Genomic DNA, 26,362 nt, shown 5'->3' with positions numbered 1-26,362 from the left:
ATCAGCCTCCCATCTTTTCAAGGCTGGCGAGATCGGGAAGCTCGAAGATCGAATAATCCGCCGCGCGCGCCGGTGCGGTCGTGCGCAGACCGGCCCGCAGTTTGGCGGATCGGGCACGGGGATTGAGCTCCGCCTCCTCATCGCTGGCGGCGATCATCGGCTTTCCGATATTATCGAAAATGGCGGGCTTGTCCTCCACCATCGGCAGATGCCGGGAACCGGCGGCCTTGCCCGAACGGTCGGAGAAGAATTTCTTGACGATACGGTCTTCCAGCGAATGGAAGGTGACGACGACCAGCCGGCCGCCGGGTTTCAAAACCTGCTCGGCGGCAAAAAGCGCCTGCGCCAGCTCGCCCAGCTCGTCATTAACGAAAACGCGCAGCGCCTGAAACACCCGCGTTGCGGGATGAATCTTGTCTTTGGCCTTACGCGGCGTGACGATTTCGATGAGGCCGGCCAGATCGCGGGTGGTGCGGAACGGCTCTTCCGCCCTCTTCTTCTCTATGGCGCGGGCGATGCGGCCCGGCTGCTTTTCTTCACCGAGAAAACCGAAGATGCGGATCAGATCGCTGACCTTCGCACGATTGACGACGTCGGCCGCCGAAACGCCGGAACCCGACATGCGCATGTCGAGAGGGCCATTTTTCTGGAAGGAAAAACCGCGCTCGGCCTCGTCGATCTGCATGGAGGAAACGCCGATATCCAGCACGACGCCATCGAGCCCGCCTTGCGGGGCATGTTTCGCGAGATCGGAGAATTGCGATTGGATGAGGCTCAACCGGCCGCCATTGGCGGCAACCATCGCCTGACCGCCGGCGATAGCGGTCGGATCGCGGTCGAGCGCGATGACGTCGGCGCCCTGATCGAGAATGGCCTGGGTGTAGCCGCCGGCGCCAAACGTGCCGTCGAGAATTATCTTGCCGGATGATGGCTCCAGCGCGGCAATGACTTCGCGAAGCAGGACCGGGATGTGACGCTGAGGTCCGCCATCGGCATCAAAAGATCGTCCGCCAGAATTCGCCGCCATTCCGTGTCCCCGTCCTAGGCGGGGCGAGCAGCCGAAAAACCGCGCCCCGCTCTTGCTTCCGCCTGCGCCGCCAAAAACGCATTCGGTTGCCAAAGCTGAAAATGATCCGCCCGTCCGACGAAGGTGACTTCGGTGGATATGCCGGTGAATTCCCGCACGAAATCCGTCACCATCAATCGACCTTCCTGGTCGAGCTTCATGAAAACGCCGCCGCCGTGAACCAGCAGCGACATCGCGTTCGCCTCGGGCGAGAAGGCATCCATCGACGCAATCTGCCGCTCGTAGCGCTCCAGCAAATCCGGACCGCCGACACTGATTGCCGGAAAGGCGAAATCCTGAAGACAATAAAGCTCCTGAATGCCGCGCCTGACCAGCACCGAACGAAACGGAGACGGAACCGAAACGCGCCCCTTGGCGTCGATCCTGTTCGTCACGTTCGATAAAAAGCGGTCCATTACTCAACTCGCCAAAACCGCATGCCGCAAAGCGATTCATCCGCTCCGCAGCCGACACCGGTACGCACGACACATCGCCAAGCGCCAGGGCGACGTGCCCTGCAGCAGCCCCTCGTAGGCTCCTCACTCGTTTCAGCGATTGCGGGTCAAAAACACGACCCAATGTGGTGTGCATTTGGGATATCATGGGACACTATGGGCGTCAATGGGAGAAGCCGGCACGATACCGACTTCGCATCGGAAATTCATAAGCCGTTAAGTTTAACGAATGGTTTACCGAGCCACGCGACGATGCGCTCTCACGGCACGGGAAGATGCGGTGAAGCCGCTGTTTTTCTGTGTTAAAACAAGGAAATGGCCGCATTATCCGGCTTCACGGGCAGATGGGTCAGGCCGTCAACGTCAGAAAATAATGGAATCGACGAGAAGCTCAGTCACGATGGCTTCCTTCGCTGCGCTCTATATCCGCATTCTCAGGGCGCAGTGCTTCCTCATCAAACTCCTGGCCTTTAGCCAGAAGACGCAGAACAACCACATCCTGCTCCACCACAAAAGCGACACTGACGCTGCGTTCAAAACCGATTATGCGGAGTCCCACACGCAGTTCGTTACGCACGGTGCCACGTTCGGGAAAGACATTCAAAGTTGAAAGAAATATGCCGATGCGATCAATGTACCGATCTGCGACAGCGGACGACCCTGATTTACTGGCAATATTTTGATGGATATGCACCAGATCAGCCTGCGCTTCGGGTGACAGGCGCACAACGTAATACTTCATTTAAAAGCGTTTCCAGCAAAAACATGCGGCAACTTGGCATTACGAATTGCATAAATATAAATAGATAAAGGGTTTCGGAGAGGTGGGAGCTATGTGCGCCCCTCACCCTTAGCAATACGCGCCCTGACCTCAGCCAAACCTTCACTGAGAGGCTTGGCCCTGCCCGGGTCTGCTTTGTGAGCATCGTATGCGGATGTCACTTCTTCCTGCAACCACCGCTCCACGGCCGCATCGCGGGCTGCCAGGGTGCGAAGGCCATCACGGATAACCTCGCTCTCCGTCGCATATTCGCCGGAAGCGACCTTTGCCTTGACCATTTCCGCCATTTCCAGGGGGAGTGTGATGCTGAAAGCTTGGGTGGTGCGCATGGTTTTCGCCTTTCATTCCCCTTGTATCACACGGTATGATTTAATCATACACATTCCTGATTATTCATGAGGGAAGCGGCATACACGAGCCGCCGCAAGATTGAGGAAAATTTGCCAGTTGGCCTGTAAGCCGGGTTCTGTATGGCCCCGGTTTGACCCGGAACGTGGCAGCCATTCATCTGGGACGGCATTTGCATGCCGCCTCGCGCAACCCACCCGGATGACGGGCCCGGAAACCGGCTGTGAACGGGCTTTCGCCCGCCCCGTGTCATCCCTATTCGGTCTTGCTCCCGGTGGGGTTTACCTTGCCGCCGCTGTTACCAGAAGCGCGGTGGGCTCTTACCCCACCCTTTCACCCTTACCATGCGATGCATGGCGGTTTGCTCTCTGTGGCACTTTCCCTGGGGTCGCCCCCGCCGGACGTTATCCGGCACCGTATTTCCGTGGAGCCCGGACTTTCCTCACCTTACCGTCTTTCGACATTGGTAAAGCGCGGCTGCCCGGCCAACTGGCATGGGCTGCATAACCATGTTCCGAGGCGAAAGCCACCGAAAAGCGCAGGCAAGGATCAAAGAAATGCCGGCTTGAAATCCGTCGAAAAGGCGCCGTCGGCGATTTCTCCGTCCCGCAGCAGCACAGCACCGAGCCGTCCGATCTCATCGGAACTCTTGGCCGCCGTACCGTTGCCGCCGGTCAGAACCGCAATCTTCGGCGAGGCGGTGAAGCCGATGGCCGGATAACCGCTTTGCGTTTTGGAGACGACGCAGGCGGCCATCGAGACACGCAAGAGATCGATGGAAGGCACCAGCGATCCGACGATCTCAGAGAGATGATCACGCACGCTTTCGCGTCCGCCGGAGCGGAACCATTCCCGGATTTCCGGGTCGCTGCCGAGCCTCTTGTCGTCGGGATCGCCGCCGATCTTCAGATAGAATTTGCCATCGGGATAACGCACCGGCGGCAGAAGATAGATATGTTTCGTCGTGTCGCGCGGCTCATAGATCAGCGACGGCATCTCCGCATATTGATCCAGATCGCCCTCATCTACCTCGAAGAAAGCGACGGTGCGTGCATAGACATCGAGCGCCACCGGCTGCGGCAGCAGATCTTTCGTGATCGAGAAGCCGCCGGCCGCCACCAGCACCCGGTCTGCGGTATAAACCGCGCCAGAGGCCGTCTCCACCCGCACGCGACCATCCTCTTCGCGCGTCGAGACGACGATATCGTCGACAAGCGTAACGCCCGCCATTTCCGCCAAAATGGCCTGCGCCTTCACCAGCCCACGTGGATTGACGTATCCGGCATTGTCCCTTTCGAACACGCCCTCGCAACCCGGCTCGAAGGAGAAATAGGGAAAGCGGCTTTCGAGGCCTTCCCCGTCAAGCAGTTCCGTCGAAACCCCGAGCCGAGCCGCCGCCTTGCGGACATCGTCGACAAAAGGATTATCGCCGCCCCGTTCAGGCCCCACCATCAGGCAGCCGACGGGTGCATAAAATTCAACGCCGCTTCGTGCGGCAATGTCGGCGTAACGCGCTATCGAGCGGTTGGCGAGCAGCGCCCAGTCGGCATCGCTGTCAATGGTGCGGGTAATCCGCGCCTCGTCATAGTGGCTGGCGAAGACGCCCAGATGCGATTTGATGTCGGCAGGTTCGCCGGGGCCGATCAGCGCGACGCCATCGACCGTTTCGGCCAGGTGGCGGGCGGCAGCGGCCCCCATCATGCCGCGACCCACGACGATGTATCTGAAATGTCCCGACATGCCGCCCTCTTCACCCGCTCACTTCCATCGCAACCTTTTAGCTGCTTCGCCCCTGAATGTCAGACGAAAACCGGCGACATTTCGGCGGCGAATTCATCCTCGGTCAACTGACCGTTCAAAAGCAGCATGGCGCCCAGCCGGCCGATTTCGTCCGAAGACTTGGCGGAGACGAAATTGCCGCCGGTCAGAACCGCGATATTGGAGGATTGCGTATAGCCAATATAGGGATAGCCGCTGCGGGTAATGGAGGCGACACAGGAGCCTGAGGTGACCGGGCAGCCGGCAAGCTCCGGCATCAAGGAGAGCGCCCGCTTTTTCAGAAACTCAACCTCACCCGGCGTGCCGTCCGAATGAAACCAGTCCACTGCGTCGGTGAGCGTTTCAAGCCTGCCCTTTTCGCTCTCGCCGCCGATCTTCAGATAGACCTTGCCATCGGGATAACGCACCGGCGGCAGGATATAGACGATGTCGTCCTCGGTCTCCGCCAGCACGATGGTGGAGGGCATCGCACCGAACAGCGCCTGCCGCGCCTCATCCAGCTCAAAAAAGACGATGGTGCGGCCCGTGGCCGCCATATCGACCGGAGAAGGCAGAAGCTCGGCCATGTTGGTGAAACCGCCGGCCGCTACGATGACCTTTTCAGCCGTATGAACCGCCCCTTCCCGAGTCGAAACCTCGACGCCATGGGAAGTATCGCGAATATACGCCGCCGTCTGGCGCACAAGCCGCGCGCCCTGCGCGATGGCAATCGTGCATTGCGCCTTCACCAGGGCGCGCGGATTGACGTGGCCGGCATATTGCGCCTCGAAATAACCGCTATGGTCGGCCGGCAGGGAGAACATCGGAAACCGGCCAGCCAGCGCATCAGCGCCGAGTGTCTCCACACCGAGGCCGAGACGGTCGGCCGATGCAAGCGCGCGCGAGACATAGTCCCCCGCAAGCCCCCTGCCGTTTCCGGTAAACAGGCAGCCCGCTTCCGTGAAAAAGCGGATGCCGCTTTTGGCCTCGATCTCCGCATAACGGCGGATGGAGCGCTGCGCGAGTTCCGCCCAGACCGGATCGCCATCAAAACCGCGGGTAATGCGCGCTTCGTCGTAATGGCTCGAAAACACACCCTGATGGGTCTTGCGATCGGTGGGCTCGTCCGGGCCGATCAGCGCCACGCCATCCGTTTGCACTGAGAGATGCCGCGCCGCAGCCGCTCCCATCATCCCGGCCCCGACGACGATATATTTGAAATCCGGCATGTCATGCTCCGTATCAGATTTGCTTCTGACTACAGCATGCCGGACCGAACCGGAATCGCTTTTCGCAATTTCGCAGACGAACGATGGCGGCCTCAGCCGGCCAGCAGCGCCTGCACCTTGCCGCAATAACGCTTGGAGACCGGGTTCATCCGGGTGGCGCCATGGCCTGCATTGTAACGCAGGATCGTGCTGCACACCTGGCCGCCGCCAAGCTGATGCGCCGTCGCCAGATATTGCATGCCCCAGCGAATATTGGTCTCGGGATCGTAGAGCGCCTTGGTCGTACCGCGATAGCCCATCATCCGCGCCGTCGCCGGCTTGATCTGCATCAGCCCGACCTCGCCTGCGCTGCCGCGGGCTTTCGGATTGAACTTGCTTTCCACCGAAACCACGGCATGCGCCAGATTGGTGGGAACGCCGTAACGCTTGGCATATTTGACGATCAGATCGGAATAGTCGTTCCTGAGCGAGGAAGGCAGGCTCTTTTCGGGAATGGGATAACCGGGCTTGCGGAAGAAGGTCTCCAGCGTCACGGTTTTGGTCTTGACGTCCTCGTCTTTGGCAAAAGCAATCCCCGCCTGCGAAGCGAGCATAACAACGCCCGCCACGACAGCAACAACAACCCTGTTCATATGTAGAAAAAGTCTCCAGATCGGATGACAGAAACAATGAAGCGACACAAATAATCTGCGCTCGGAAAGTCGATCACGACCTTCCGTTGTCCGGTCTCCTTGATTGATATTGACGGCAGGTTCCCCTGAAGAACGACACCGCATGCAGTGACGTTCTTAAACTTCCTCAATGCGGATTAACTGTGGCACGGTAAAAAAAGCGACTTGAACAGCAAGAAAACCGGGAACGATTTTCCAGGATTCGCGTTCAGGCGGCCGAAAATCTCGGCAGGCTGGCGATCAGCCGATGCAACGTGTCGATGGTGGAGAAATCCGCGATGCCATCCACCAGAGCGGGACGGAAATGCCGCTGGAAGGCAGCCACGGCGCCTTCGGTTTTCTCGCAATAAGCGCCTGTAATTTCAACGCCATAACCATAGATGGACAGCATCGACTGCAGCGCTTCGACCGGTTGGCCATGATCGCCGCGCTGGAAAAAACGTCCGCCACGGATCGGCGCAGGCTCCACCCAATGGCCGACACCGTGCTGCGACAGGATGTCCCACGGGAATTTTTCACCCGGATCGACCTTGCGGATTGGCGCGACATCCGAGTGCGCCAGCACCCTTTCAGGGGCGATAGACCAGCGCTGGCCGCAATCGCGACACAATTCGATGACGGCTTCCACCTGTTTCTTCGGAAATTCCGGCAGGCCGCCGGGATGGCCCTGATTGGCGATCTCGATGCCGATGGAGCGGGAATTGATGTCTTGATCCCCCGCCCAGATGCTTTTGCCCGCGTGCCAGGCACGGCGGGCTTCCGGCACGAGCTGGATGACGCGCCCGTCTTCGAACACGAAATAATGGCTGGAAACCTGACTTTCCGGATTGCAGAGCCACGACAGCGCGCCGTCGGCCGTCGTCATGCCGGTATAATGCAGCAGGATAATATCGGGGCCGGCCACACCCAGCCTTTCGCCATGGTTAGGCGAAGGCGCAACGGCTGCGCCCCCGAAATCCGGGGTAAAATCCGGCAGACATTCACTCATGCGACGCGGCGTTCTTTCTCGATGGCCGCATAGGCGGCGTTGAGAGCCGCCATACGCTCATTCGCAGCCGCATGCAATTCCATGGGAACGCCGCGTGCAATGAGCTTGTCAGGATGGTGTTCGGCAACCAGCGAACGATAACGCCGGCGAATATCGGAAAAATCGTCGGAGGGCGAAACGCCGAGCACGCGATAGGGGTCGCGCCCGTCCATATGGACATGCCGCGCCATGATCGTTTCGAAGTGATCTTCGGTGATACGGAAGATTTCCGCGATCCGGCCGAGGAAGGCCAGTTCCCGCTCATGGATCAGCCCATCGGCCTTGGCGATGTGGAACAGGCCGTCGATGACGCTTTCCAGCATCTCGCAATTGGCGTGTCCGGAACCGCACAGACCGGCGAGCCGCTCCGCATAGGCCTCGTAACCGGCAACGTCCTGACGGGCGAGATTATAAAGACGGGCAACGTTCTTGGCTTCTTCTTCCGGAAAATCGAAGATTTGCCGGAAGGCGCGCACCTCGGCATCGTTGACGACACCGTCGGCCTTCGCCATCTTGGCGGAAAGCGCGATGATGGCCACGGAAAAGGAAACCTTGCGGCGCGTCTCCGGATCACCCTCGAAAAGGGTGCGGATGGCTTCCACCACGCGCCCGAGCGCACCGCCTGCCGCGTCGCCGATTGCGCCGAGCAGCCGTTCCCACAGGGATGAAATTTGCAGACAGGCGAAATCGAACATCATGCGACAAGCATGACGGGATATTGCCGCGAATGCAATATGTCCAGCGGGCCGGCGGCATTAACTTTTATTCATCTTTGCGACAGTTTTGCTTCAGGAACAAGAGCGCGCCAGACTATGACGCCACAGTTTTCCACAGATGGCGGGAAGCCGACCACCGGCTATGCCGATTGAAACGATTATATTCCGCTACTTTGCTCAAGCCGCTGAAAAACCGCGAGAAATCGGCGTTTTTCTTCATAAATTCACTTTACACCTACACGCGGCTGTCGCATCCATTTGCCAGACATGTCTTTGGGTATATGTGAAAAGGAGAGCCATGATGGCCAAACAGAAAGTCGCAATGCTGACCGCGGGTGGCCTTGCGCCCTGTCTCTCTTCGGCCGTGGGCGGCCTGATCGAGCGTTACAGCGACATCGCGCCCGAGATCGACATCATCGCTTACCGCTCGGGTTATCAGGGCGTGCTTCTGGGTGACCGTATCGAGATCACCAGGGATATGCGGGAAAAGGCGCATCTGCTGCACCGATACGGCGGCTCGCCGATCGGCAACAGCCGCGTCAAGCTCACCAACGCAGCCGATTGCGCCAAGCGCGGCTTGGTCAAGGAAGGCGACAATCCGCTTCGCGTCGCGGCTGACCGGCTGGCGGCCGACGGCATCACCATTCTCCACACCATCGGCGGTGACGACACCAACACGACGGCTGCGGACCTTGCCGCCTATCTCGGCGCCAACGGCTACAATCTCACCGTTGTCGGCCTGCCGAAGACGGTGGATAACGACGTTGTGCCGATCAAGCAGTCGCTCGGCGCCTGGACGGCCGCCGAAGTCGGCGCCTCATTCTTCGACAATGTCAGCAACGAACAGAGCGCGGCGCCGAAAACTTTCGTTATCCACGAAGTCATGGGCCGCCATTGCGGCTGGCTGACGGCCGCCACCGCCCGTGCCTATATCCAGAAGACCAGCGGCAATGAATATGTCGAAGGCCTGATGATGAACACGCAGATGAAGAACATCGACGGCATCTACCTGCCGGAAATGGCCTTCGACATCGAGGCGGAAGCCGAGCGCCTGAAGGAAATCATGGACAGGAACGGCTATGTCACGCTGTTCGTTTCCGAAGGTGCGGGCCTCGATTCCATCGTCGCCGAACGCGAAGCCTCCGGCGAGGCCGTCAAGCGCGACGCTTTCGGCCATGTGAAGATCGACACCATCAATGTCGGTGGCTGGTTCCAGAAGCAGTTTGCCAGCCTCATCGGTGCGGAACGCTCCATGGTGCAGAAATCAGGCTATTTCGCCCGCTCCGCCGCCGCCAATGGCGACGACCTGCGCCTAATTCAGGGCATGGTCGATCTCGCCGTCGAAAGCGCGCTCAACAAGGTCTCCGGCGTCACCGGCCATGACGAAGACCAGAATGGCAAATTGCGGACCATCGAGTTTCCGCGTATCAAGGGCGGAAAGCATTTCGACCTCTCTGCAAAATGGTTTAGCGAAGTGATGGAACACGTCGGTCAGCCGTTCACAGCGGCCTGATTTTACGATAGGCTAAAATAATACGGCGACAGGGAGGGCAAGGAGGAAGAGAATGTCTGGACAGGCCTGGCTGATTTTTTGTGCAGCATGTGCCGTTGTGTTCGCACTCCCCTCTCCCCTTGTATTCTCTGTCGCCTCTTATGCCGCCATTCGCGGCAAAAAGACGATCTTCGCCTCCGTCATCGGCGCTGCGCTCGGCATTGTCACGGCCATGACGATTTCCGCCATTCCGGTGGCCGGTCTCGCCTGGCTGCCGCAATCCTTCGTGGAAATCGTGCAATGGGCCGGCATCGGCTGGCTGATGCTGTTCCTCCTGTGGACCTTCGCCACGCCGGCCGCCCAGGCCGCCAATGCCGATAATGACAATCTGCCGGGCAAATCCTGGAGCGGTATTTTCCGCGATTGTTACGCCATTGCCGCCCTGCGCCCGCGCTACTTCGCTTTCTTTCTGGCGTTGTTGCCGCAATTCGTGTCCACCTCCGGCAAAGCAATTGAAACGCTTGCCATGGCGCAGGCCGCCATCCTGCTTCTGGCGCTGGTGATTCTGACCGCGCAGGCGCTGTTTGCCGGGCCTACTCTGGCGATGGTGCGCCGCATGTCGGGCGATAAAAAAATCCGGCCGAAATACCGCACCCACTTCATTTCCGGCCGCGCCGTCAGCGCCGGATACAGGCGCATCGCGGCCTGAAAAACCGCCCGAAAGCCGGCGAGAAACGTCCCGGCTTGCCGCTATCCTTACAATAGGTTAATGAAGGCGCGACGGGACACTGCCTGCTTCGCTCGACGCGGGAGTATCGACAGACAGGCATAACGAAGGCGGCAACATGCGAAATTCGGGAAAATTCCGCGGAAGAAGTGCACTTCTTCTGTCTTCCACCGTGGGTCTGGCACTGGCATTGAGCGCATGCACCAGCGTCGAATATACCGCCAAGGAAGGGCCGAACGGCCCGAAGATCGCAACAGTCAATCCCGCGACCACTCCTGCGCAGACATCGGCGCAGCCGGCAACGGCCGAAGCAGCAGCGGGCGCGAACCTGGCAGCAGCAGCAACGGTGCAGACCGCCGAAACCGCAACCCCTTCCCAGCCTGCAGCACTTCCCACCGCAGTCGCCGTCAAGGGCGGACGCGTGGCGCTGCCGCCGGCTTCCGAAATTGCTGCAGCCGCAGCCATCGCCGCCCAGATGCAGCCGCAGCAGAACGAGGTCGCCCAAGCTGGTGTGACGACATCTGCGCCGACCACGGCCACGGCGCTCGCACCGACAAGCGCCACTCCGGCGGCCGCAGCCATCGAAACGGCTGACGTGGCGGCCAAGCCGGCTGCCCATAATGCCGCCGCCGATCTGCCGCAGGTGGTTGCCGTCAAGGGCAGCTTCCCGCCCGCACCGCCGCCGCCCGGCTCGCCCTCCATCGGCACCGAACTGACGGCGGAACGCAAAGTCATTCCGCTGCCGAAGCCGGACAGCACGGTTCTGGCCTATGCCGCCGGCCCCACCAACGCCGCGCTGGCTGCCATCCGCCAGAACGAATCGATGACGGCGCCGCTCAATTCCGCGCCGGCCGGACGCGAAAAGCTGAGCGGCCTTATTACCAAATACGCCACCATGTATGATGTGCCGGAAGATCTGGTTCACCGCGTCGTGCAGCGCGAGAGCCGATATAATCCCGGCGCCTATAGCAGCGGCAATTTCGGCCTGATGCAGATCCGGCACGCCACGGCACGCTCCATGGGCTTCGATGGCCCCGCCTCCGGCCTTTTCGATGCCGAAACCAACCTCAAATACGCCGTCAAATATCTGCGCGGCGCATGGGTTGTGGCCGGCAACGACCGCGACAACGCGGTCCGGCTTTATGCGCGCGGTTATTATTACGACGCCAAGCGCAAGGGCATGCTGCACGTTTTGCGCAAGTGATGGCCTCAGGCTCTGTTATGCGAATGCAACCGCGCGGCTTTTCTTAAGCCGCCGGGTCTTTCCATTTCGTCATCCTGATTGGGCGGCGCGGGCTGGTTTTCCACCGACACCCCTATTCCCCGCCTTTGCCCACAGCCCCTGTCATCAAATTGTAGTGTCACAGCTGTAGACGCCTCTCAATCGACTGAGAGGTGAACATATGACGAGTGCGGCACCCAAGACCGGCTTCAGCAAGAACACGAAACTGAAGTCCGCATTGCTCCAGCACAAGGCACTCTCCAAAAGCGGTCTGTCCGAGCGCTTCTTCGGCGTCCTCTTTTCCGGCCTCGTCTATCCGCAGATATGGGAAGACCCGGAAATCGACATGAAAGCGATGGAGCTTGGCGAAGGTCACCGCATCGTCACCATCGGCTCGGGCGGCTGCAACATGCTGGCCTATCTCTCCCGCAATCCGGCCAGCATCGACGTCGTGGACCTCAACCCGCACCACATCGCGCTGAACAAGCTGAAGCTCGCCGCCTTCCGCCATCTGCCCGCCCATCAGGACGTGGTGCGCCACTTCGGCCGCGCCAATACGCGCAGCAACAGCCACGGTTACGACCGCTTCATCGCCGAGCATCTCGACGCCACGACCAAGGCTTACTGGTCCAAGCGCACCCTTTCCGGCCGCCGCCGCATCTCTGTCTTCGACAGGAACATCTATCGCACCGGCCTGCTCGGCCGCTTCATCGGCGCCGGCCATCTCATGGCTCGGCTGCACGGCGTAAAGCTCACCGAAATGGCCAAGACCCGCACGCTGGACGAACAGCGCCAGTTTTTCGACAGCAAGGTGGCGCCGTTGTTCGACAAGCCGGTCGTGCGCTGGCTGACGAAGCGCAAAAGCTCACTCTTCGGCCTCGGCATTCCGCCTCGCCAATATGACGAGCTGGCCAGCCTCTCCGCCAATGGCACGGTCGCATCCGTGCTGAAGGCGCGGCTGGAAAAGCTCGCCTGCAACTTCCCGCTCAGCGACAATTATTTCGCCTGGCAGGCCTTTGTGCGCCGTTATCCCGAACCGCATGAGGGCGCGCTGCCCGCCTATCTCAAACCGGAATATTACGAGACGATCCGCAACAACACGGCCCGCGTTGCCGTGCACCACGCCACCTATACCGAGCTTCTCTCCAGAAAGCCGGCAAGCGCCGTCGACCGTTATATCCTCCTCGATGCGCAGGACTGGATGACCGACACGCAGCTCAACGAATTGTGGTCGCAGATCAGCCGCACCGCCGCGCCCGGTGCGCGCGTCATTTTCCGCACCGCGGCCGAAAAGAGCGTCATCGAAGGCCGGCTTTCGCCCGATATCCGCAACCAGTGGGTCTATCTCGAAGAGCGCTCCAACGAGCTCAACGCCATGGACCGTTCGGCCATCTACGGCGGCTTCCATATCTATCAGAGGGCTATGGCATGAAAACCATCGGCGAGAATGTGGGCCTTGCAGATAGCGCGCATGCGAGCCTGATGGACCGCATGTATCGCCACCAGCGGCATATCTACGATATCACCCGCAAATATTACCTTCTCGGCCGTGACCGGACCATTTCCGGCCTCGACGTGCCGAAGGGCGGCACGCTGTTGGAAGTCGGCTGCGGCACCGGCCGCAACCTGCTGCTGGCCAGCCGCAAATTTCCGCAGGCAAGACTGTTCGGCCTCGACATTTCCGCCGAAATGCTGCTGACCGCAGCCGAAAATTTCGCCGGCAAGGCGGAACGCCCCATTCTGCGCGTGGCCGATGCCACCGCTTTTCGCGCCTCCGAATTCGGCCTGCCCGACGGCTTCGACCGCGTCATGATCCCCTATGCCCTGTCGATGATACCGGACTGGGAAAAGGCGATCGAACAGGCGCTCACGGCGCTGAAACCCGGCGGCTCGCTGCATATCGTCGATTTCGGCCAGCAGGAACAATTGCCGAAGTGGTTCCGCACCCTTCTGCAAGCCTGGCTCACCCGTTTCCACGTCACGCCCCGCGCCAATCTCCGCTATGTTCTGGCCAATATGGCCGGCCGTTTCGACGGTAATCTCGAATTCGAGGAAATCGCCCGGGGTTATGCCTGGCGGGCTGTCATCACGCTTCCGGTTGCCGAAGCGCAGCAGCCGAAAATCCACCGCATATTGGCCGACGCCTGATTCCCGGGGGATTGCGAAACCCGCCTGCGCGTCTGTAGCGTAGTCTTCACGGCTCCGCCCGGCGAGGTTTCAGCAGTAAAAATTGCAAATCGCTTCAAATCCAGCGGCTTGCGAGATGCAAAAAAGCACCTTGCCCCTTGCCATAACCGCTTGTTTACCATGTTATGCGTAAATCGGGAGATACGGCGCGCCGTTTTGCGGCCGCGGGATGGGCAACACTTTCATCAGGGTTTCAATGCGGCTGCGTTTATCGGCACTATTGTCGGCTTTGCTGTTGATCGGCGGCTGCACCTCCACCAGCTATGACCTGCTGGAAACTGCATCCGTTTCCAGGCCGAAATTTTCCGATACCGATCCGCAGGATTTCGGCGCGAACAACCCGCACCGCCATGAGGTACACGGCATCGACGTGTCCAAATGGAATGGCGATGTCGACTGGCAAACCGTGCGCAAATCCGGTGTCTCCTTCGTCTTCATCAAGGCGACGGAAGGGTCGGACCGCATCGATCCGAAATTCGGCGACCATTGGCGCAGCGCGGCGGCGGCAGATGTTCTGCACGCGCCCTACCACTTCTATTATTTCTGTTCGACAGCAGACGCCCAGGCCGACTGGTTCATTCGCAACGTGCCGAAAGAGGCCGTCACCCTTCCCCCGGTTCTCGACGTGGAATGGAACCCGGCCTCGCCCACCTGCAAGACACGCCCGGCGCCCGGCATCGTTCGCGCCGAGATGCAGCGTTTCCTCGACCGCATCGAAGCCCACTATGGCAAGCGTCCGATCATCTATACCTCGGTCGACTTTCACCGCGACAATCTCGTCGGCCAGTTCAAGGATTACCACTTCTGGGTCCGCTCCGTCGCCGCCCATCCGGCCAAGATTTACGAAGACCGCAAATGGGCCTTCTGGCAATATACTGCAACCGGCGTCGTGCCCGGCGTGAAGGGTCCGACCGACATCAATGTCTTTGCCGGAACGGAGAAAAACTGGCGGAAATGGATTGCTTCCGCCAAATAACACGGCCAAGAAGCAACACTTTTGAAAAATCGGCGTTGTTCTGCAACGTCAGATCATTCGGTCCGTTTTTTTGTCGCAAACATATGGGTAAAGCGGGCTAACAACCTATCGAGGAAATTCCCATGCCCACGTTCCGGTCGCGCAGCATCGTTTTTGCCGCCGCTTTGTCGCTTCTTTCCACCGGCTCCGCCCTCGCCACACCGCCAGTGGCCGCGCCTGACGATCCCAAGCAGGTTGCCTGCGGCGGCGACCTCGGTGCATTTGTCGAAGGCGTGAAAGCCGACGCACTTGCCAAGGGCATTCCGGCCGATGCGATCCAGAAGGCGCTTGCCGGCGCGCAGATCGACCCGAAGGTGCTCTCGCGTGACCGTGCACAGGGCGTCTTCCGCCAGACCTTCCTGGAATTCTCCCAGCGCACCGTCAGCCAGGCCCGTCTGGATATCGGCCGCAAGAAACTTCAGGAACTCTCCTCCACCTTCGCCCGCGCCGAAAACGAATTCGGTGTTCCGGCCGGCGTCATCGCCGCCTTCTGGGCCATGGAGACGGATTTTGGCGCCGTTCAGGGCGATTTCAACACCCGCAACGCGCTGGTGACCCTCTCGCATGATTGCCGCCGCCCGGAACTCTTCCGCCCGCAGCTGCTGGCGCTGATCGAAATGGTCCAGCACGGCGATCTCGATCCCGCCACCAATACCGGCGCATGGGCCGGTGAAATCGGTCAGGTGCAGATGCTGCCCAAGGACATCATCGCCTTCGGCGTCGACGGCGATGGCGACGGCCATATCAACGTCAAGAGCAGCGCCCCGGATGCGATCCTGACGGCTGCGAAGTTCATCCAGCATCTCGGTTTCAAGAAGGGCGAACCCTGGATTCAGGAAGTCTCGCTGCCGGAAAACCTGCCCTGGGAAAAATCCGGCCTCGGCGGCCCGTTGACCGCCGGTGACTGGTTCGCACTGGGCGTGACCCCGCGCGACGGTAACAGAAACTTCGCCACCCTGCCCGCTGCCCTCATCATGCCGCAGGGACGCAAGGGACCGACCTTCATCACCTATCCGAACTTCAACATCTATCTGGAATGGAACCAGTCGTTCATCTACACGACCTCGGCCGCCTATTTTGCCACCCGCCTCATGGGCTCTCCCGTCTACAACAAGGGCAACCCGGAGCCCGGTTTCGATGATGCGACCATGAAGGAGCTTCAGACCAAGCTCGAAGCGCGCGGACACAATGTCGGCAAGGTGGATGGCATTCTCGGTTCCGGCACCCGCGTCGCCATCCAGAAGGAGCAGCAGCGTCTCGGAATGCCCGCCGATGGCTGGCCTTCGACCGCACTTCTGCAGGCGCTTTAAGCAATCTTAACGGCGCCTTCCGGCCCTTAATCTGTCGGACGGAATCAAGGCATAAAGCGTTAATCTCGACCTGATGACTGGGGATAACACCCCGGTCATTTACTTTTTTTAAACATATGAAGCACTGCGTGATAAGAAAATAATCTTTTATTTTCAAATAATTACAGAAATTTCTTTTTTATGTCGTTCGGAGACGTGCTGCACTGCATCACAAAAACCGCTTTTCAACTGCCACAAAACGGTCATATTATCGAACCTGTCAACAAGAGGAGGCACCCATGGGACTTACAAAATCTCTCAATGCCTTGGCAGTCGGTTTGGCGTTTTTGTTCGTAGCGATGATGCTTTTCATCTGACGAGACGTGAAGACCAAACGCAGATAAGAACCGTAGATGACACGAGTTTAAAAAGCGCAGGCCCTGAGGGACCTGCGCTTTTTTCATGTCGGTAATCCGCTCTGGTAAAATCAGGCGGCGCTGCGGCGCAGACGCTCCAGCCCGAGATTTTCAAGTACCGCATCAACCAGCGGCGCGCGGTTCATGGTGTAGAGATGGAATTCATTGACGCCACGCCGCTGAAGATCGGCGATCTGCTCGGCGGCAACCTCCGCGGCCACGCGGGCACGACCTTCCAGATCGTCGTCATAACCTTCAAAACGCTCATCCAGGAAACCGGGAATGCTGGTGCCGCAGCGGCCGGCGAAACGCTTGAGCTGGGTGAGGTTCTGGATCGGCATGATGCCCGGAACCACCGGAATGGTGATGCCCGCAGCCGTCACCCGCTCCATATAGCGTTCGAACACGTCATTATCGAAGAAGAACTGCGTCAGCGCCCGCGTCGCGCCATTATCCGCCTTGCGCTTCAGCATATCGATATCGACCGCTTCGCTTGCGCTTTCCGGGTGTTTTTCCGGATAGGCCGACACGGAAATCTCGAAATCGGCAATTTCACGCAGCCCCTTCACCAGAGCGGCGGCGTTCTCATACCCTTCCGGATGTGGCTTATACGCCGTGCCGATGCCAGTGGAGGGATCGCCGCGCAGCGCCACGAAATGACGAACGCCGGCGTTGCGAAATTCTTCAATGACCTGATGCACGTCCTCACGGCTGGCATCCACGCAGGTCAGATGCGCGGCGGTCGCCAGATGGCTGTCGCCGATCATCCGGCGCACCGCATCCAGCGTCGGTGCCTTGGTGGAACCGCCGGCGCCATAGGTGACGGACACGAAATCCGGGTTCCATTTCTTCAGCTCGGCAACTGTTTCCCAGAGCTGGGTTTCCATCTCGGGATTCTTGGGCGGGAAAAACTCGAAAGACAACCGGATATCGCCATCACGGCGCGCGGTTTCCGACCTCAACATATCATGCCCTCCCGGCAGCAAGTAAAACGGCCTCTTGCACCACATCGTCTGCCATCAGCAGCCGCTGGTCACGGGCAACCCAAATCGTAACATCCAGAGCTTCGTCGGACGCTTTTTCAGAATGAAGATCGACAGCGCGCTCCAGAGAAAGTCCGGCCTTCTTCAGCCACTCTTCCATCAGCGGATGCGAGAAACCGAGCCGCACATGCGCATGCTCGTCGCGCAGATATTCGAAGGAATGCGGTGCAAGATCGATAACGATCAGCCGCCCGCCGGGGCGCAGCATGCGCGCGGCCTCGGAAAGCGCAATCTCCGGCTGGTCGAGAAAATGCAGGACCTGATGGATGACGATCAGATCGAAATCCTGGCCTTCCAGCGGCAGGTTGAGAATATCGCCATGGCGCACGGATGCATTGACCACGCCCGCCTTGTCGAGATTGGCACGCGCCACCGAGAGCATGTCACGGCTGGCATCCACACCGATCGCGCGGCGATAGATACCGCTCAGCAGCTGCAGAATGCGACCGGTGCCCGTGCCGAGGTCGAGCAGCGAATCGACCGGCGTGGTGCCCACCAGCTTCAGGAGCGCGCCTTCCACGGCCTCGTCGCTGACATGCAGGCGGCGCAGTTCGTCCCAGGCGGAGGCGTTGCGGCTGAAATAATCCTGCGCCCGCTCCGCCCGCACCCGCTTGACGGTGGCAAGCCGTTCGCTGTCACGCTGGAGAACCGCATCAGACGGCGACGCGGCGCCAAGCAGCTGCCGGACGACAATGGCGGGCTCACCATCTTGCCGCAGGCGGAAATAGGCCCAGGCGCCTTCCTGATAACGCTCGATCAGTCCCTCTTCGGTCAAAAGCTTGAGGTGACGGGAGATGCGCGGCTGCGACTGGCCGAGAATTTCGGTAAGATCGGTGACAGTCAGATCGCCGGCCGAAAGAAGCGCCAGCAAGCGAAAGCGCGTGGGCTCACCCGCCGCCTTCAGAAGATCCACCAATTTGTCCAGACCGAACGCCACTCTGCCGCGCCTCGCAAGCTAATCAAGATATAAAGATATCTTTATGTCGATGCGGCATCCGATGCAAGCGCAAAGTGTTCGGTGAGGCGATCGTGTCCACTTATTACACGGAAAAAGGCCCGCTTTGCGGCGGGCCTTTCTGAAAGGATCCGGAAAAGGATCAGCGCGTCAGGCGCTTGTAGCTCACGCGGCCGGGCTTGATGCTTTCCGGGCCGAGGCGGCGGACCTTGTCCTTTTCGTAGTCTTCGAAGTTGCCTTCGAACCATTCCACATGGCTGTCACCCTCGAAAGCGAGGATGTGCGTGGCCAGACGGTCGAGGAACATGCGGTCGTGGCTGATGATAACGGCGCAACCGGCAAAGGCTTCCAGCGCTTCTTCAAGTGCTGCCAGCGTTTCCGTATCAAGGTCGTTGGTCGGTTCGTCGAGCAGCAGAACGTTGCCGCCGGCCTTCAGCATCTTGGCGAGGTGCACGCGGTTACGCTGACCGCCCGAGAGATTGCCGACCTTCTGCTGCTGGTCGCCGCCCTTGAAGTTGAAGGCGCCGCAATAGGCGCGCGAGTTCACTTCGAACTTGCCGAGCTTGATGATGTCGTTGCCGCCGGAGATTTCTTCCCACACGGTCTTGTCACCCGCCAGCGCGTCACGGCTCTGGTCGACGTAACCGAGCTGAACGGTATCACCAACGGTCACGGAGCCACTATCAGGCTTTTCCTGGCCGGTAATCATCTTGAACAGCGTCGTCTTACCGGCGCCGTTCGGGCCGATGACGCCTACAATACCGCCGGGGGGCAGCTTGAAGGACAGGTTTTCGATCAGCACGCGGTCGCCATAGGACTTCGTCAGGTTGTCGGCTTCGATGACGACGCGACCGAGACGCTCGGCAACCGGGATAACGATCTGCGCATCGCCGGGACGACGGTTTTCCGCTGCTTCCACCAGCTCGTCATAGGCCTTGATACGTGCCTTGGACTTCGTCTGGCGGGCCTTGGGGCTGGAGGCGATCCATTCCTGTTCGCGGCTGATTGCCTTCTGGCGCGAGGCGTCTTCGCGGGCTTCCTGCTGCATGCGCTTGGCTTTCGCCTGCAGGTAAGCGGAGTAGTTGCCTTCGTAAGGAATGCCGCGACCCCGGTCGAGCTCGAGAATCCAGCCCGTGACGTTGTCGAGGAAGTAGCGGTCGTGGGTGATCATCATCACGGCGCCGGGATAATCGCGCAGGTGCTTTTCAAGCCACGCAATGGTTTCCGCATCGAGGTGGTTGGTCGGTTCGTCGAGCAGCAGCAGATCCGGCTGCGACAGCAGCAGACGGCAGAGCGCCACACGACGGCGTTCACCACCGGAAAGACCGGTTACAGCCGAGTCGCCGGGCGGGCAACGCAGCGCGTCCATGGCCATCTCGACCTGGTTTTCCAGGTCCCAGAGATTCTGGCTGTCGATGATGTCCTGAAGCTTTGCGCCCTCATCCGCCGTTTCGTCGGAATAGTTCATCATCAATTCGTTGTAGCGGTCGACGATCGCCGTCTTGCTCGCCACGCCTTCCATGACGTTTTCCATGACGGTCTTGTTTTCGTCGAGCTTCGGCTCCTGCTCGAGGTAACCGAGCGTAGCACCTTCGGCGAGCCACGCCTCACCGGTATATTCCTTGTCGAGGCCGGCCATGATTTTCAGAACAGTCGACTTACCGGCGCCGTTCGGGCCGAGGATACCGATCTTGGCGTCGGGGTAGAAGGAGAGATGAACGTTCTCCAGAACCTTCTTCGCACCGTAGGCCTTGTTCAGCCCGGCCATGTGATAGATGAATTGACGTGCCATTGTAGCGAATGCTCCACATCGGATTTTTAAGAGTACGTATCGGGAAATTTGCCGCTATGTAGGGTAAATAGGACCTTGGGGCAACCTCTGGCACGATTATGACCCCATGATTATGACAAGGGATGTTATGGCAGGACAGGCGCGATCATGAATGAAACGACCGACGACTTGGCCTTCAGCCGTATTCAGAGGCTGGAAGCCCCCTCCGGCGCATCCATTGCCTTTCGCCACCAGCCCTCCGCTCTTGCCACTGTGCGCGGCGTGCTGATGATCTGCCACGGGCTGGTTGACCACGCGGGCCGTTATCGCCGGCTCGCGGATGTGATGTCGAAGCAGGGTTTCGAAGTCTACGCCCACGACCATCGCGGCCATGGCCGCACGAGAGCGGCGGACGCGCCTCTCGGCCGTTTTGGCTGGAAGGACGGCGCGAAAAAGGTCGTTGCCGATGTCATGGCGATGCGCCGGATGGCCGGCGAAAGACATCCCGGCCTGCCGGTAATCCTGTTCGGCAATTCCATGGGCGGCCTCGTGGCGCTGAACACCGCCGTCAGCCATCCGGATGCCTTCGATGGCCTCTCGATCTGGAATTCCAATCTCAATCCCGGCCTCATGGGCCGTCTCGCGCAGCTCGTGTTGCGGCTCGAAAAGATGCTGAAGGGCTCGGATGTGCCGAGCGCCATTCTGCCGAAGGCGACCTTCCGCGTGTGGAATGCGAAAATGCCGGAAAGGCGCACCCATGCCGACTGGCTGAGCCACGACAGGGCGGCTGTGGACGCGTATGTGGAGGACCCGCTCTGCCAGTTCGAGGCGAGCGTTTCCCTGTGGCAGGATGTCTTCGAACTCTCCTATCGCGCACCGAAACTCATCGAGCGCCTGCCAAAAACCTTACCGCTTCTGCTTGTTAGCGGCGATCAGGACAAAGCCACCAATGACGGCAAGGAGATCGTCTGGCTGGCGGAGCGTTTCCGCGAGGCAGGTTTCAGCCATGTTGAGCACACGATCTACAAGGGCATGCGGCACGAGACTTTGAACGAAATCGGCTGGCAGCCCGTCGCGGCGGATTTTGCCGCCTGGTGCGGCCGCGTCGTGGATGACAGTAAAACGCCCTCCCCGTCATTCCGGCCTTGAGCCGGAATCCAGCCGACGCGCGTCTGCGCGGCGAGAAGAGTCTTTTCAGCCCAATGACTTGGGCTGGCTGGATTCCGGCTCAAGGCCGGAATGACGGAATTAGGAGACTCTCAAAACACCGAATGTCGAAGCTGCCGTGTCAGCCCCAGTTTAGTGCCGTTCCAAAACGGAATAAGTCCATGAGATAAAATCACATGCGACGAGGCAAGCAGCGGTCTATAAACCGGCAGACACAAAATACCGGGGGACCGATGACCGACATGCCAAACAGGAAACCGCCGCTATCGGGCATCCGCGTCATCGAACTGGCGCGTGTTCTGGCCGGTCCCTGGGCAGGGCAGATACTGGCCGATATGGGCGCCGATGTCATCAAGGTGGAAAACCCCGAGGGCGGCGACGATACCCGCGCATGGGGACCGCCTTTCGTCGAAAGCGACGATGGAGAAAACCTCTCCGCCGCCTATTACCACGCCACCAATCGCGGCAAACGCTCCATCGTCGCCGATCTGAAAACGCCCGAGGGCTGCGAGCTGGTGCGCCGGCTGGTGCGCACCGCCGATGTCGTCATCGAGAATTTCAAGCGCGGCGGGCTTGCCAAATATGGCCTCGACTACGAGAGCCTGAAGGCGCTCAATCCGAAGCTGATCTATTGCTCCATCACTGGCTTCGGCCAGACCGGGCCTTATGCCGATCTCGCCGGATACGACTATATCGTGCAGGGCATGTCCGGCTTCATGTCGATTACCGGCGAAGCCGACGGCCAGCCGATGAAGGCGGGCGTGGCGGTTGCCGATATCTTCACCGGCATCTATTCCGTGTCAGCCATTCAGGCGGCGCTGATCCACGCCATCCGCACCGGCGAAGGCCAGCATATCGACATGGCGCTTCTCGATGTGCAATCGGCCGTGCTCGCCAACCAGAACATGAATTACCTGATTTCCGGCAAGCCGCCCGTCCGGCTCGGCAACGCCCATCCGAATATTTCCCCCTATGAGGTGGTGCCGACGGCTGACGGTTTCCTGATCCTGGCGGTCGGCAATGACGGCCAGTTCCGCCGCCTCTGCACCATTCTCGGCATCGGTGCGATTGCCGATGACGAACGTTACGCGACGAACAAGGCCCGCGTGGCCCATAAAGCGGAAGTCCGGCAGATCGTTTCCACCGAAACGCTGAAATGGCAGAAGCGCGATCTTCTGACCGCCTGCGAAAAGAACGCCGTCCCCGCCGGACCGATCAATTCCATCGAGGAAATGTTTGCCGATCCGCAGGTGAAGGCGCGCGGCCTTCGCGTCGATCTGGAGGCGGAAGACGGCACTGTCATCCCCGGGGTCCGCACACCCATTATCATGTCGCAAACGCCGCTGCGCTATGAACGCCCGAGCCCCAAGCTCGGCGAACATCAGGCGCAGGTGCTGGCCGAACTGGAAAACATCGAAAGGACCACGACGCCATGACTGCAGCCGGAATGAAAAGAACAGGCGGGCAATTGATCGTCGAAGCGCTGAAGGCCAATGGCGTCTCCCGCGTTTCCTGCGTTCCGGGCGAAAGCTATCTCGCCGTGCTGGATGCGCTTTATGAAAGCGGCATCGAAACCGTGGTCTGCCGCCAGGAAGGCGGCGCCGCCATGATGGCCGACACCTGGGGCCGGCTGACGGGTGAACCCGGCATCTGCATGGTGACCCGCGGACCGGGCGCCACCAACGCCTCGGCGGGCCTGCACATCGCAAGGCAGGATTCCATTCCAATGATCCTCTTCATCGGCCAGGTGCAGCGCGACGCCCGCGAGCGCGAGGCCTTTCAGGAAGTGGAATATCGCCGCGCCTTCACCGAATTCGCCAAATGGGTGGGTGAGATTGACGATGCGCGCCGCATCCCCGAATTCGTCACCCGCGCCTTCGCCGTCGCCACCTCCGGCCGCCCCGGCCCGGTGGTGCTGACGCTGCCGGAAGACATGCTGGTGGAAGAGGTCGAAGCGCCCGAAGCAAAGCCCTATACTCCAGTCGAAGCGCACCCCGGCCCGTCACAGATGGCCGCCTTCGCAAAAATGCTTGGCGAGGCGAAGCGCCCGGTCTTCATCATCGGCGGCACCCGCTGGTCCGAGGAAAGCGTCGCAGGCTTCAAGGCATTTGCGGAAAACAACAAGCTGCCTGTCGGCTGTTCCTTCCGCCGCCAGATGCTGTTCGATCATCTGAGCCCCTCCTATGCGGGCGATGTCGGCATCGGCATCAACCCGGCGCTGGCCAAGGAGATCAAGGAGGCCGATCTCGTGGTGCTGCTCGGCGGCCGCCTCTCCGAAATGCCGTCTTCCGGCTATACGCTGCTCGACATCCCCTACCCGTCGCAGAAACTCGTCCATATTTATCCGGAAGCCGAAGAGCTTGGCCGCGTTTACCGTCCCGATCTGGCAATCTGCGCCGCACCGGACGATTTTATCGCCGCCCTCTCCTCCATCACAGTTTCCGGCAGTGCGGCATGGGCGGATCGCACCGCCGCCATGCATGCGGCCTATCGCAGCTGGTCCACCCCGCCTCAGACCGGCCCCGGCGCGGTGCAGATGGGTCCGATCATGGACTGGATCGAGGCCAATGTGCCCCAGGATGCGATCTTCACCAATGGCGCCGGCAACTATGCCACCTGGGTCCATCGCTTCCACCGTTTCCGTCGCTACAATACGCAATCGGCCCCGACATCAGGTTCGATGGGTTACGGCCTGCCGGCGGCGGTCGCGGCCAAGCATCTGTTCCCCGAGCGTGAGGTGATCTGCTTTGCCGGCGACGGCTGTTTCATGATGCATGGGCAGGAATTCATCACCGCTGTGCGTTATGGTCTGCCGATCATCACCGTACTGGTCAATAACGGCACCTATGGCACGATCCGCATGCATCAGGAGCGGGAATATCCCGGCCGCGTTAGCGGCACCGATCTTGTCAATCCGGATTTCAACGCCTTTGCCAAAGCCTATGGCGGCCACGGCGAAACGGTGGAAAGAACGCAAGACTTCGCCGCCGCTTTCGAACGGGCGCGGGCAAGCGGCAAGCCGGCCATTATCGAGGTAAAGCTGGATGCCGAAGCGATCACGCCGACGCGTACCCTGACGCAGATCAGGACCGGAAGCTGATATGACGCATGGACACGGCTCCGGCATGGTGTAAATCCTGACTGAAACTCACAGCTTAGGAAACGACATGCCGGATGCAGCCTCTCCCGTCATCACCCCGCGCGGCGCAAAGATCGAGTCCTCGGCCGGTGCGCCTTTCGAGGCCGTGCGCGTGGCCCGGGACGTCTTGCACACTTCCCGCGCGGCAGCGCTTGCGACCCTCGATCCGGTCAGCGGTTATCCCTATACGACCGCCACCAATATCGGCATCGAGCCGGACGGCACGCCGTTTTTCTTCGCGGCGGGGCTGACGCTGCACGCCCGCAACATGGAGGCGGACGCGCGCATCTCGCTGACGCTCGCCCCCTTCGGCAAGGGAGATGCGCTGACGCTGCCGCGGCTGACAATGGTGGGCAAGGCGGAACAAATCGGCCCGGATGAAGCGCCGCTCGCCATCGCGCGCTACATTGCCCGCTACCCCAAAGCGAAACTTTATCTCTCCCTTCCCGACACGCGGCTTTACCGGTTGCGGACGGAAGGTGTGCAGATCAATGGCGGCCCGGCCCGCAATGCCAGCAACATCACCCCGGCCGATCTGCGCACCAATCTCTCAGGCGCAGACGAACTGATGGCGGCGGCGGAAAGCGAAGCGACCCGCCTCAACGCCATCAAGGGCGAAGCGTCCCGGCTCGCCGTTCTGGCCGGCGCAAAAACTGGCCGCTGGACGATCACCTCCATCGACCCGGATGGCATCGATCTCGCCTCGGCGAGCGATCTGGCCAGGCTGTGGTTTGCGGAGCGGGTGACGACGTTGAAGCAGTTTGAGAAGGCGCTTGCTTCGCCGGTGAGGTGACGGACGCAAGCGATTCAAAAAACATGAAAATTACTTCTACTTGGGATTTTGTGGCCATGTCGCCACGCCGCGCCGTCACCCCGGATTAGATCCGGGGTCCAGCGCGATCAAGTCCTTGATCGCGAAAGACTCTCTTCACGGCGCAGACACGCCGTGGCTGGATGCCGGGTCAAGCCCGGCATGACGGGGAGAGTTTTTGACCCCATCCCATCAAAAAAGGCCGGGCCGCTTTCCGCGACCCGGCCTTTTCTTAAAAACTCAGACGGATGCTCAGAGAGCAGCGGTCACGATGAACTCAACCTTGTAGTCCGGCGTCGCCAATGGTGCGCCGCTGGTGGCGCGGGCCGGCGGGTTTGCCGGGTCGATCCAGCCTTCCCAGACGGCGTTCATTTCGCCGAAGGTGGACATGTCGGAGAGATAGATGATGGTCTGCAGGATCTTCGACTTGTCCGAACCGGCAGCGGCCAGCAGGCGGTCGACTTCAGCGAGAGCAGACTTGCTCTGTTCCGTAACGCTCGTGCCTTCGCCAACCTGGCCGGCCAGATAAACGGTGTTGCCGTGAACGACGGCGCCGCTCATGCGCTTGCCCGGCTCGATACGCTTGATGGTCATGGAAAACTCCTGTTGATTGGCATTTAAAATCGAATGATGCGCGGAAAATCAGCCGCGCAGGTGATGGGTCTTTTCGTAAATCGCCGTCGAGCGCGCGCCGGAACGGCAATAGCCGAGCATCGGGCGCTGCAATTCGTCCAGCGCATCCACCATGCCGGCAACGGCATCGGCATCGACGCCGTAACGGCCAACCGGCACATGCATGATGGTGAGGCCAAGCTGTTCTGCACGCTCGGCAATATCGGCGAAAAGCGGCTGGCCGTCTTCTTCGCCGTCAGGACGGTGGCAGACGATCGACTTGAAGCCGAGCGCCTTGATCTCGTCGAGATCGGCAACGCTGATCTGTCCCGTTACCGAATATTCGTCGTCTATGCGCCTGATATCCATGTCATGCCTCCGCTGAAACCGGCGTCCGCGCCGCTGGCTGTCACCCTTGAAATCCGCATCCGATGTAAGCGGTCAAAACCCCTGCGTCAATGACGG

Annotated in this window: 25 protein-coding genes and 1 other RNA gene; 11 read left to right on the top strand and 15 right to left on the bottom strand. The window is 60.2% G+C overall.

Annotated elements, in window-relative coordinates:
* Position 1: 1 nt before the first annotated feature.
* From rsmH to ACQZ40_RS11100, 10 genes are all read right to left on the bottom strand, one after another.
* Positions 2 to 1,027 carry a 16S rRNA (cytosine(1402)-N(4))-methyltransferase RsmH gene (gene rsmH / locus ACQZ40_RS11145; protein WP_448747949.1) on the bottom strand — a complete coding sequence of 342 codons (1,026 nt, stop codon included), beginning with the start codon at positions 1,025 to 1,027 and terminating at the stop codon, positions 2 to 4.
* Positions 1,028 to 1,041: 14 nt separating this feature from the next.
* Entirely contained in the window at positions 1,042 to 1,482 is a 441-nt protein-coding gene (gene mraZ / locus ACQZ40_RS11140) for a division/cell wall cluster transcriptional repressor MraZ (protein WP_003522190.1), read from the bottom strand.
* 430 nt (positions 1,483 to 1,912) lie between these two features.
* Positions 1,913 to 2,263 (bottom strand): type II toxin-antitoxin system RelE/ParE family toxin, encoded by a 351-nt coding sequence (locus ACQZ40_RS11135; RefSeq protein ID WP_448747948.1) that lies wholly within the window; start codon positions 2,261 to 2,263, stop codon positions 1,913 to 1,915.
* 89 nt (positions 2,264 to 2,352) lie between these two features.
* Positions 2,353 to 2,631 carry a ribbon-helix-helix domain-containing protein gene (locus tag ACQZ40_RS11130; protein WP_059756642.1) on the bottom strand — a complete coding sequence of 93 codons (279 nt, stop codon included), beginning with the start codon at positions 2,629 to 2,631 and terminating at the stop codon, positions 2,353 to 2,355.
* A 110-nt stretch (positions 2,632 to 2,741) separates the two neighbouring features.
* An RNA gene (rnpB, locus tag ACQZ40_RS11125) (RNase P RNA component class A) lies at positions 2,742 to 3,143 on the bottom strand.
* 56 nt (positions 3,144 to 3,199) lie between these two features.
* Positions 3,200 to 4,390, bottom strand: a complete 1,191-nt coding sequence (locus ACQZ40_RS11120) for an NAD(P)/FAD-dependent oxidoreductase (RefSeq protein WP_448747947.1) — start codon at positions 4,388 to 4,390, stop codon at positions 3,200 to 3,202.
* Between the two features lie 59 nt (positions 4,391 to 4,449).
* Complete coding sequence (locus ACQZ40_RS11115) at positions 4,450 to 5,637, bottom strand: FAD-dependent oxidoreductase (RefSeq protein WP_448747946.1); 1,188 nt, start codon at positions 5,635 to 5,637, stop codon at positions 4,450 to 4,452.
* A 92-nt stretch (positions 5,638 to 5,729) separates the two neighbouring features.
* Positions 5,730 to 6,269: a lytic transglycosylase domain-containing protein gene (locus ACQZ40_RS11110; protein ID WP_003522187.1), complete on the bottom strand. Its 540-nt coding sequence runs from the start codon at positions 6,267 to 6,269 to the stop codon at positions 5,730 to 5,732.
* A 247-nt stretch (positions 6,270 to 6,516) separates the two neighbouring features.
* A complete protein-coding gene (locus ACQZ40_RS11105) occupies positions 6,517 to 7,296 on the bottom strand; it encodes an N-acetylmuramoyl-L-alanine amidase (RefSeq protein ID WP_173999977.1) in 780 nt (259 codons plus the stop codon).
* Positions 7,293 to 8,033, bottom strand: a complete 741-nt coding sequence (locus ACQZ40_RS11100) for a J domain-containing protein (RefSeq protein WP_003522185.1) — start codon at positions 8,031 to 8,033, stop codon at positions 7,293 to 7,295. Before ACQZ40_RS11100 ends, ACQZ40_RS11105 begins: the two co-directional genes overlap by 4 nt.
* A gap of 319 nt (positions 8,034 to 8,352) precedes the next feature.
* Here ACQZ40_RS11100 and ACQZ40_RS11095 point away from each other — a divergent pair, with 319 nt between their 5' ends.
* From ACQZ40_RS11095 to ACQZ40_RS11065, 7 genes are all read left to right on the top strand, one after another.
* Positions 8,353 to 9,564: a pyrophosphate--fructose-6-phosphate 1-phosphotransferase gene (locus ACQZ40_RS11095; protein ID WP_448747945.1), complete on the top strand. Its 1,212-nt coding sequence runs from the start codon at positions 8,353 to 8,355 to the stop codon at positions 9,562 to 9,564.
* A gap of 52 nt (positions 9,565 to 9,616) precedes the next feature.
* Positions 9,617 to 10,252 (top strand): LysE family translocator, encoded by a 636-nt coding sequence (locus tag ACQZ40_RS11090; RefSeq protein ID WP_448747944.1) that lies wholly within the window; start codon positions 9,617 to 9,619, stop codon positions 10,250 to 10,252.
* Positions 10,253 to 10,388: 136 nt separating this feature from the next.
* Positions 10,389 to 11,474 carry a lytic transglycosylase domain-containing protein gene (locus ACQZ40_RS11085; protein WP_173999981.1) on the top strand — a complete coding sequence of 362 codons (1,086 nt, stop codon included), beginning with the start codon at positions 10,389 to 10,391 and terminating at the stop codon, positions 11,472 to 11,474.
* 199 nt (positions 11,475 to 11,673) lie between these two features.
* Positions 11,674 to 12,924: a DUF3419 family protein gene (locus ACQZ40_RS11080; RefSeq protein WP_448747943.1), complete on the top strand. Its 1,251-nt coding sequence runs from the start codon at positions 11,674 to 11,676 to the stop codon at positions 12,922 to 12,924.
* Positions 12,921 to 13,640 carry a class I SAM-dependent methyltransferase gene (locus ACQZ40_RS11075; RefSeq protein ID WP_448747942.1) on the top strand — a complete coding sequence of 240 codons (720 nt, stop codon included), beginning with the start codon at positions 12,921 to 12,923 and terminating at the stop codon, positions 13,638 to 13,640. The genes ACQZ40_RS11080 and ACQZ40_RS11075 overlap by 4 nt, the downstream gene beginning before the upstream one ends.
* A gap of 235 nt (positions 13,641 to 13,875) precedes the next feature.
* Positions 13,876 to 14,655, top strand: a complete 780-nt coding sequence (locus ACQZ40_RS11070; protein WP_080853124.1) for a glycoside hydrolase family 25 protein — start codon at positions 13,876 to 13,878, stop codon at positions 14,653 to 14,655.
* 122 nt (positions 14,656 to 14,777) lie between these two features.
* The gene (locus ACQZ40_RS11065; RefSeq protein WP_448747941.1) at positions 14,778 to 16,004 is read left to right on the top strand and encodes a lytic murein transglycosylase; all 1,227 of its coding nucleotides are present in this window, start codon (positions 14,778 to 14,780) and stop codon (positions 16,002 to 16,004) included.
* A 466-nt stretch (positions 16,005 to 16,470) separates the two neighbouring features.
* Here the strand turns inward: ACQZ40_RS11065 and metF are convergent, their stop codons facing one another.
* The 3 genes from metF to ettA all read right to left on the bottom strand — a co-directional run bounded on the left by metF (position 16,471) and on the right by ettA (position 20,189).
* Positions 16,471 to 17,364, bottom strand: coding sequence for a methylenetetrahydrofolate reductase [NAD(P)H] (gene metF / locus ACQZ40_RS11060; RefSeq protein WP_003522177.1), 894 nt, complete (start codon positions 17,362 to 17,364; stop codon positions 16,471 to 16,473).
* Position 17,365: 1 nt separating this feature from the next.
* Positions 17,366 to 18,379 (bottom strand): ArsR/SmtB family transcription factor, encoded by a 1,014-nt coding sequence (locus ACQZ40_RS11055; protein WP_059756617.1) that lies wholly within the window; start codon positions 18,377 to 18,379, stop codon positions 17,366 to 17,368.
* Between the two features lie 160 nt (positions 18,380 to 18,539).
* Positions 18,540 to 20,189, bottom strand: a complete 1,650-nt coding sequence (gene ettA / locus ACQZ40_RS11050) for an energy-dependent translational throttle protein EttA (RefSeq protein WP_078051840.1) — start codon at positions 20,187 to 20,189, stop codon at positions 18,540 to 18,542.
* Between the two features lie 147 nt (positions 20,190 to 20,336).
* Between ettA and ACQZ40_RS11045 the strand changes: the two genes are divergently transcribed.
* The 4 genes from ACQZ40_RS11045 to ACQZ40_RS11030 all read left to right on the top strand — a co-directional run bounded on the left by ACQZ40_RS11045 (position 20,337) and on the right by ACQZ40_RS11030 (position 25,267).
* Positions 20,337 to 21,317: an alpha/beta fold hydrolase gene (locus tag ACQZ40_RS11045; RefSeq protein WP_161987901.1), complete on the top strand. Its 981-nt coding sequence runs from the start codon at positions 20,337 to 20,339 to the stop codon at positions 21,315 to 21,317.
* A gap of 251 nt (positions 21,318 to 21,568) precedes the next feature.
* Positions 21,569 to 22,771, top strand: coding sequence for a succinate--glutarate CoA-transferase (gene caiB / locus ACQZ40_RS11040; protein WP_142845263.1), 1,203 nt, complete (start codon positions 21,569 to 21,571; stop codon positions 22,769 to 22,771).
* Positions 22,768 to 24,435: a thiamine pyrophosphate-binding protein gene (locus tag ACQZ40_RS11035; RefSeq protein WP_448747940.1), complete on the top strand. Its 1,668-nt coding sequence runs from the start codon at positions 22,768 to 22,770 to the stop codon at positions 24,433 to 24,435. The genes caiB and ACQZ40_RS11035 overlap by 4 nt, the downstream gene beginning before the upstream one ends.
* Before the next feature lie 67 nt (positions 24,436 to 24,502).
* Positions 24,503 to 25,267: a HugZ family pyridoxamine 5'-phosphate oxidase gene (locus ACQZ40_RS11030; protein WP_065655795.1), complete on the top strand. Its 765-nt coding sequence runs from the start codon at positions 24,503 to 24,505 to the stop codon at positions 25,265 to 25,267.
* A 270-nt stretch (positions 25,268 to 25,537) separates the two neighbouring features.
* Here ACQZ40_RS11030 and ACQZ40_RS11025 read toward each other — a convergent pair whose 3' ends face one another.
* Both ACQZ40_RS11025 and ACQZ40_RS11020 read right to left on the bottom strand, forming a co-directional pair.
* On the bottom strand, positions 25,538 to 25,879 hold the full coding sequence (locus ACQZ40_RS11025) for a RidA family protein (RefSeq protein WP_003494829.1): 342 nt from the start codon (positions 25,877 to 25,879) through the stop codon (positions 25,538 to 25,540).
* A gap of 48 nt (positions 25,880 to 25,927) precedes the next feature.
* The gene (locus tag ACQZ40_RS11020) at positions 25,928 to 26,266 is read right to left on the bottom strand and encodes a protein tyrosine phosphatase family protein (RefSeq protein ID WP_003522797.1); all 339 of its coding nucleotides are present in this window, start codon (positions 26,264 to 26,266) and stop codon (positions 25,928 to 25,930) included.
* Positions 26,267 to 26,362: the final 96 nt, after the last annotated feature.

This window comes from Agrobacterium sp. 16-172Ci (assembly GCF_053522725.1).
The sequence above is the reverse complement of the archived record's forward strand: the minus strand, read 5'-3'. Positions and strand labels throughout refer to the sequence as shown.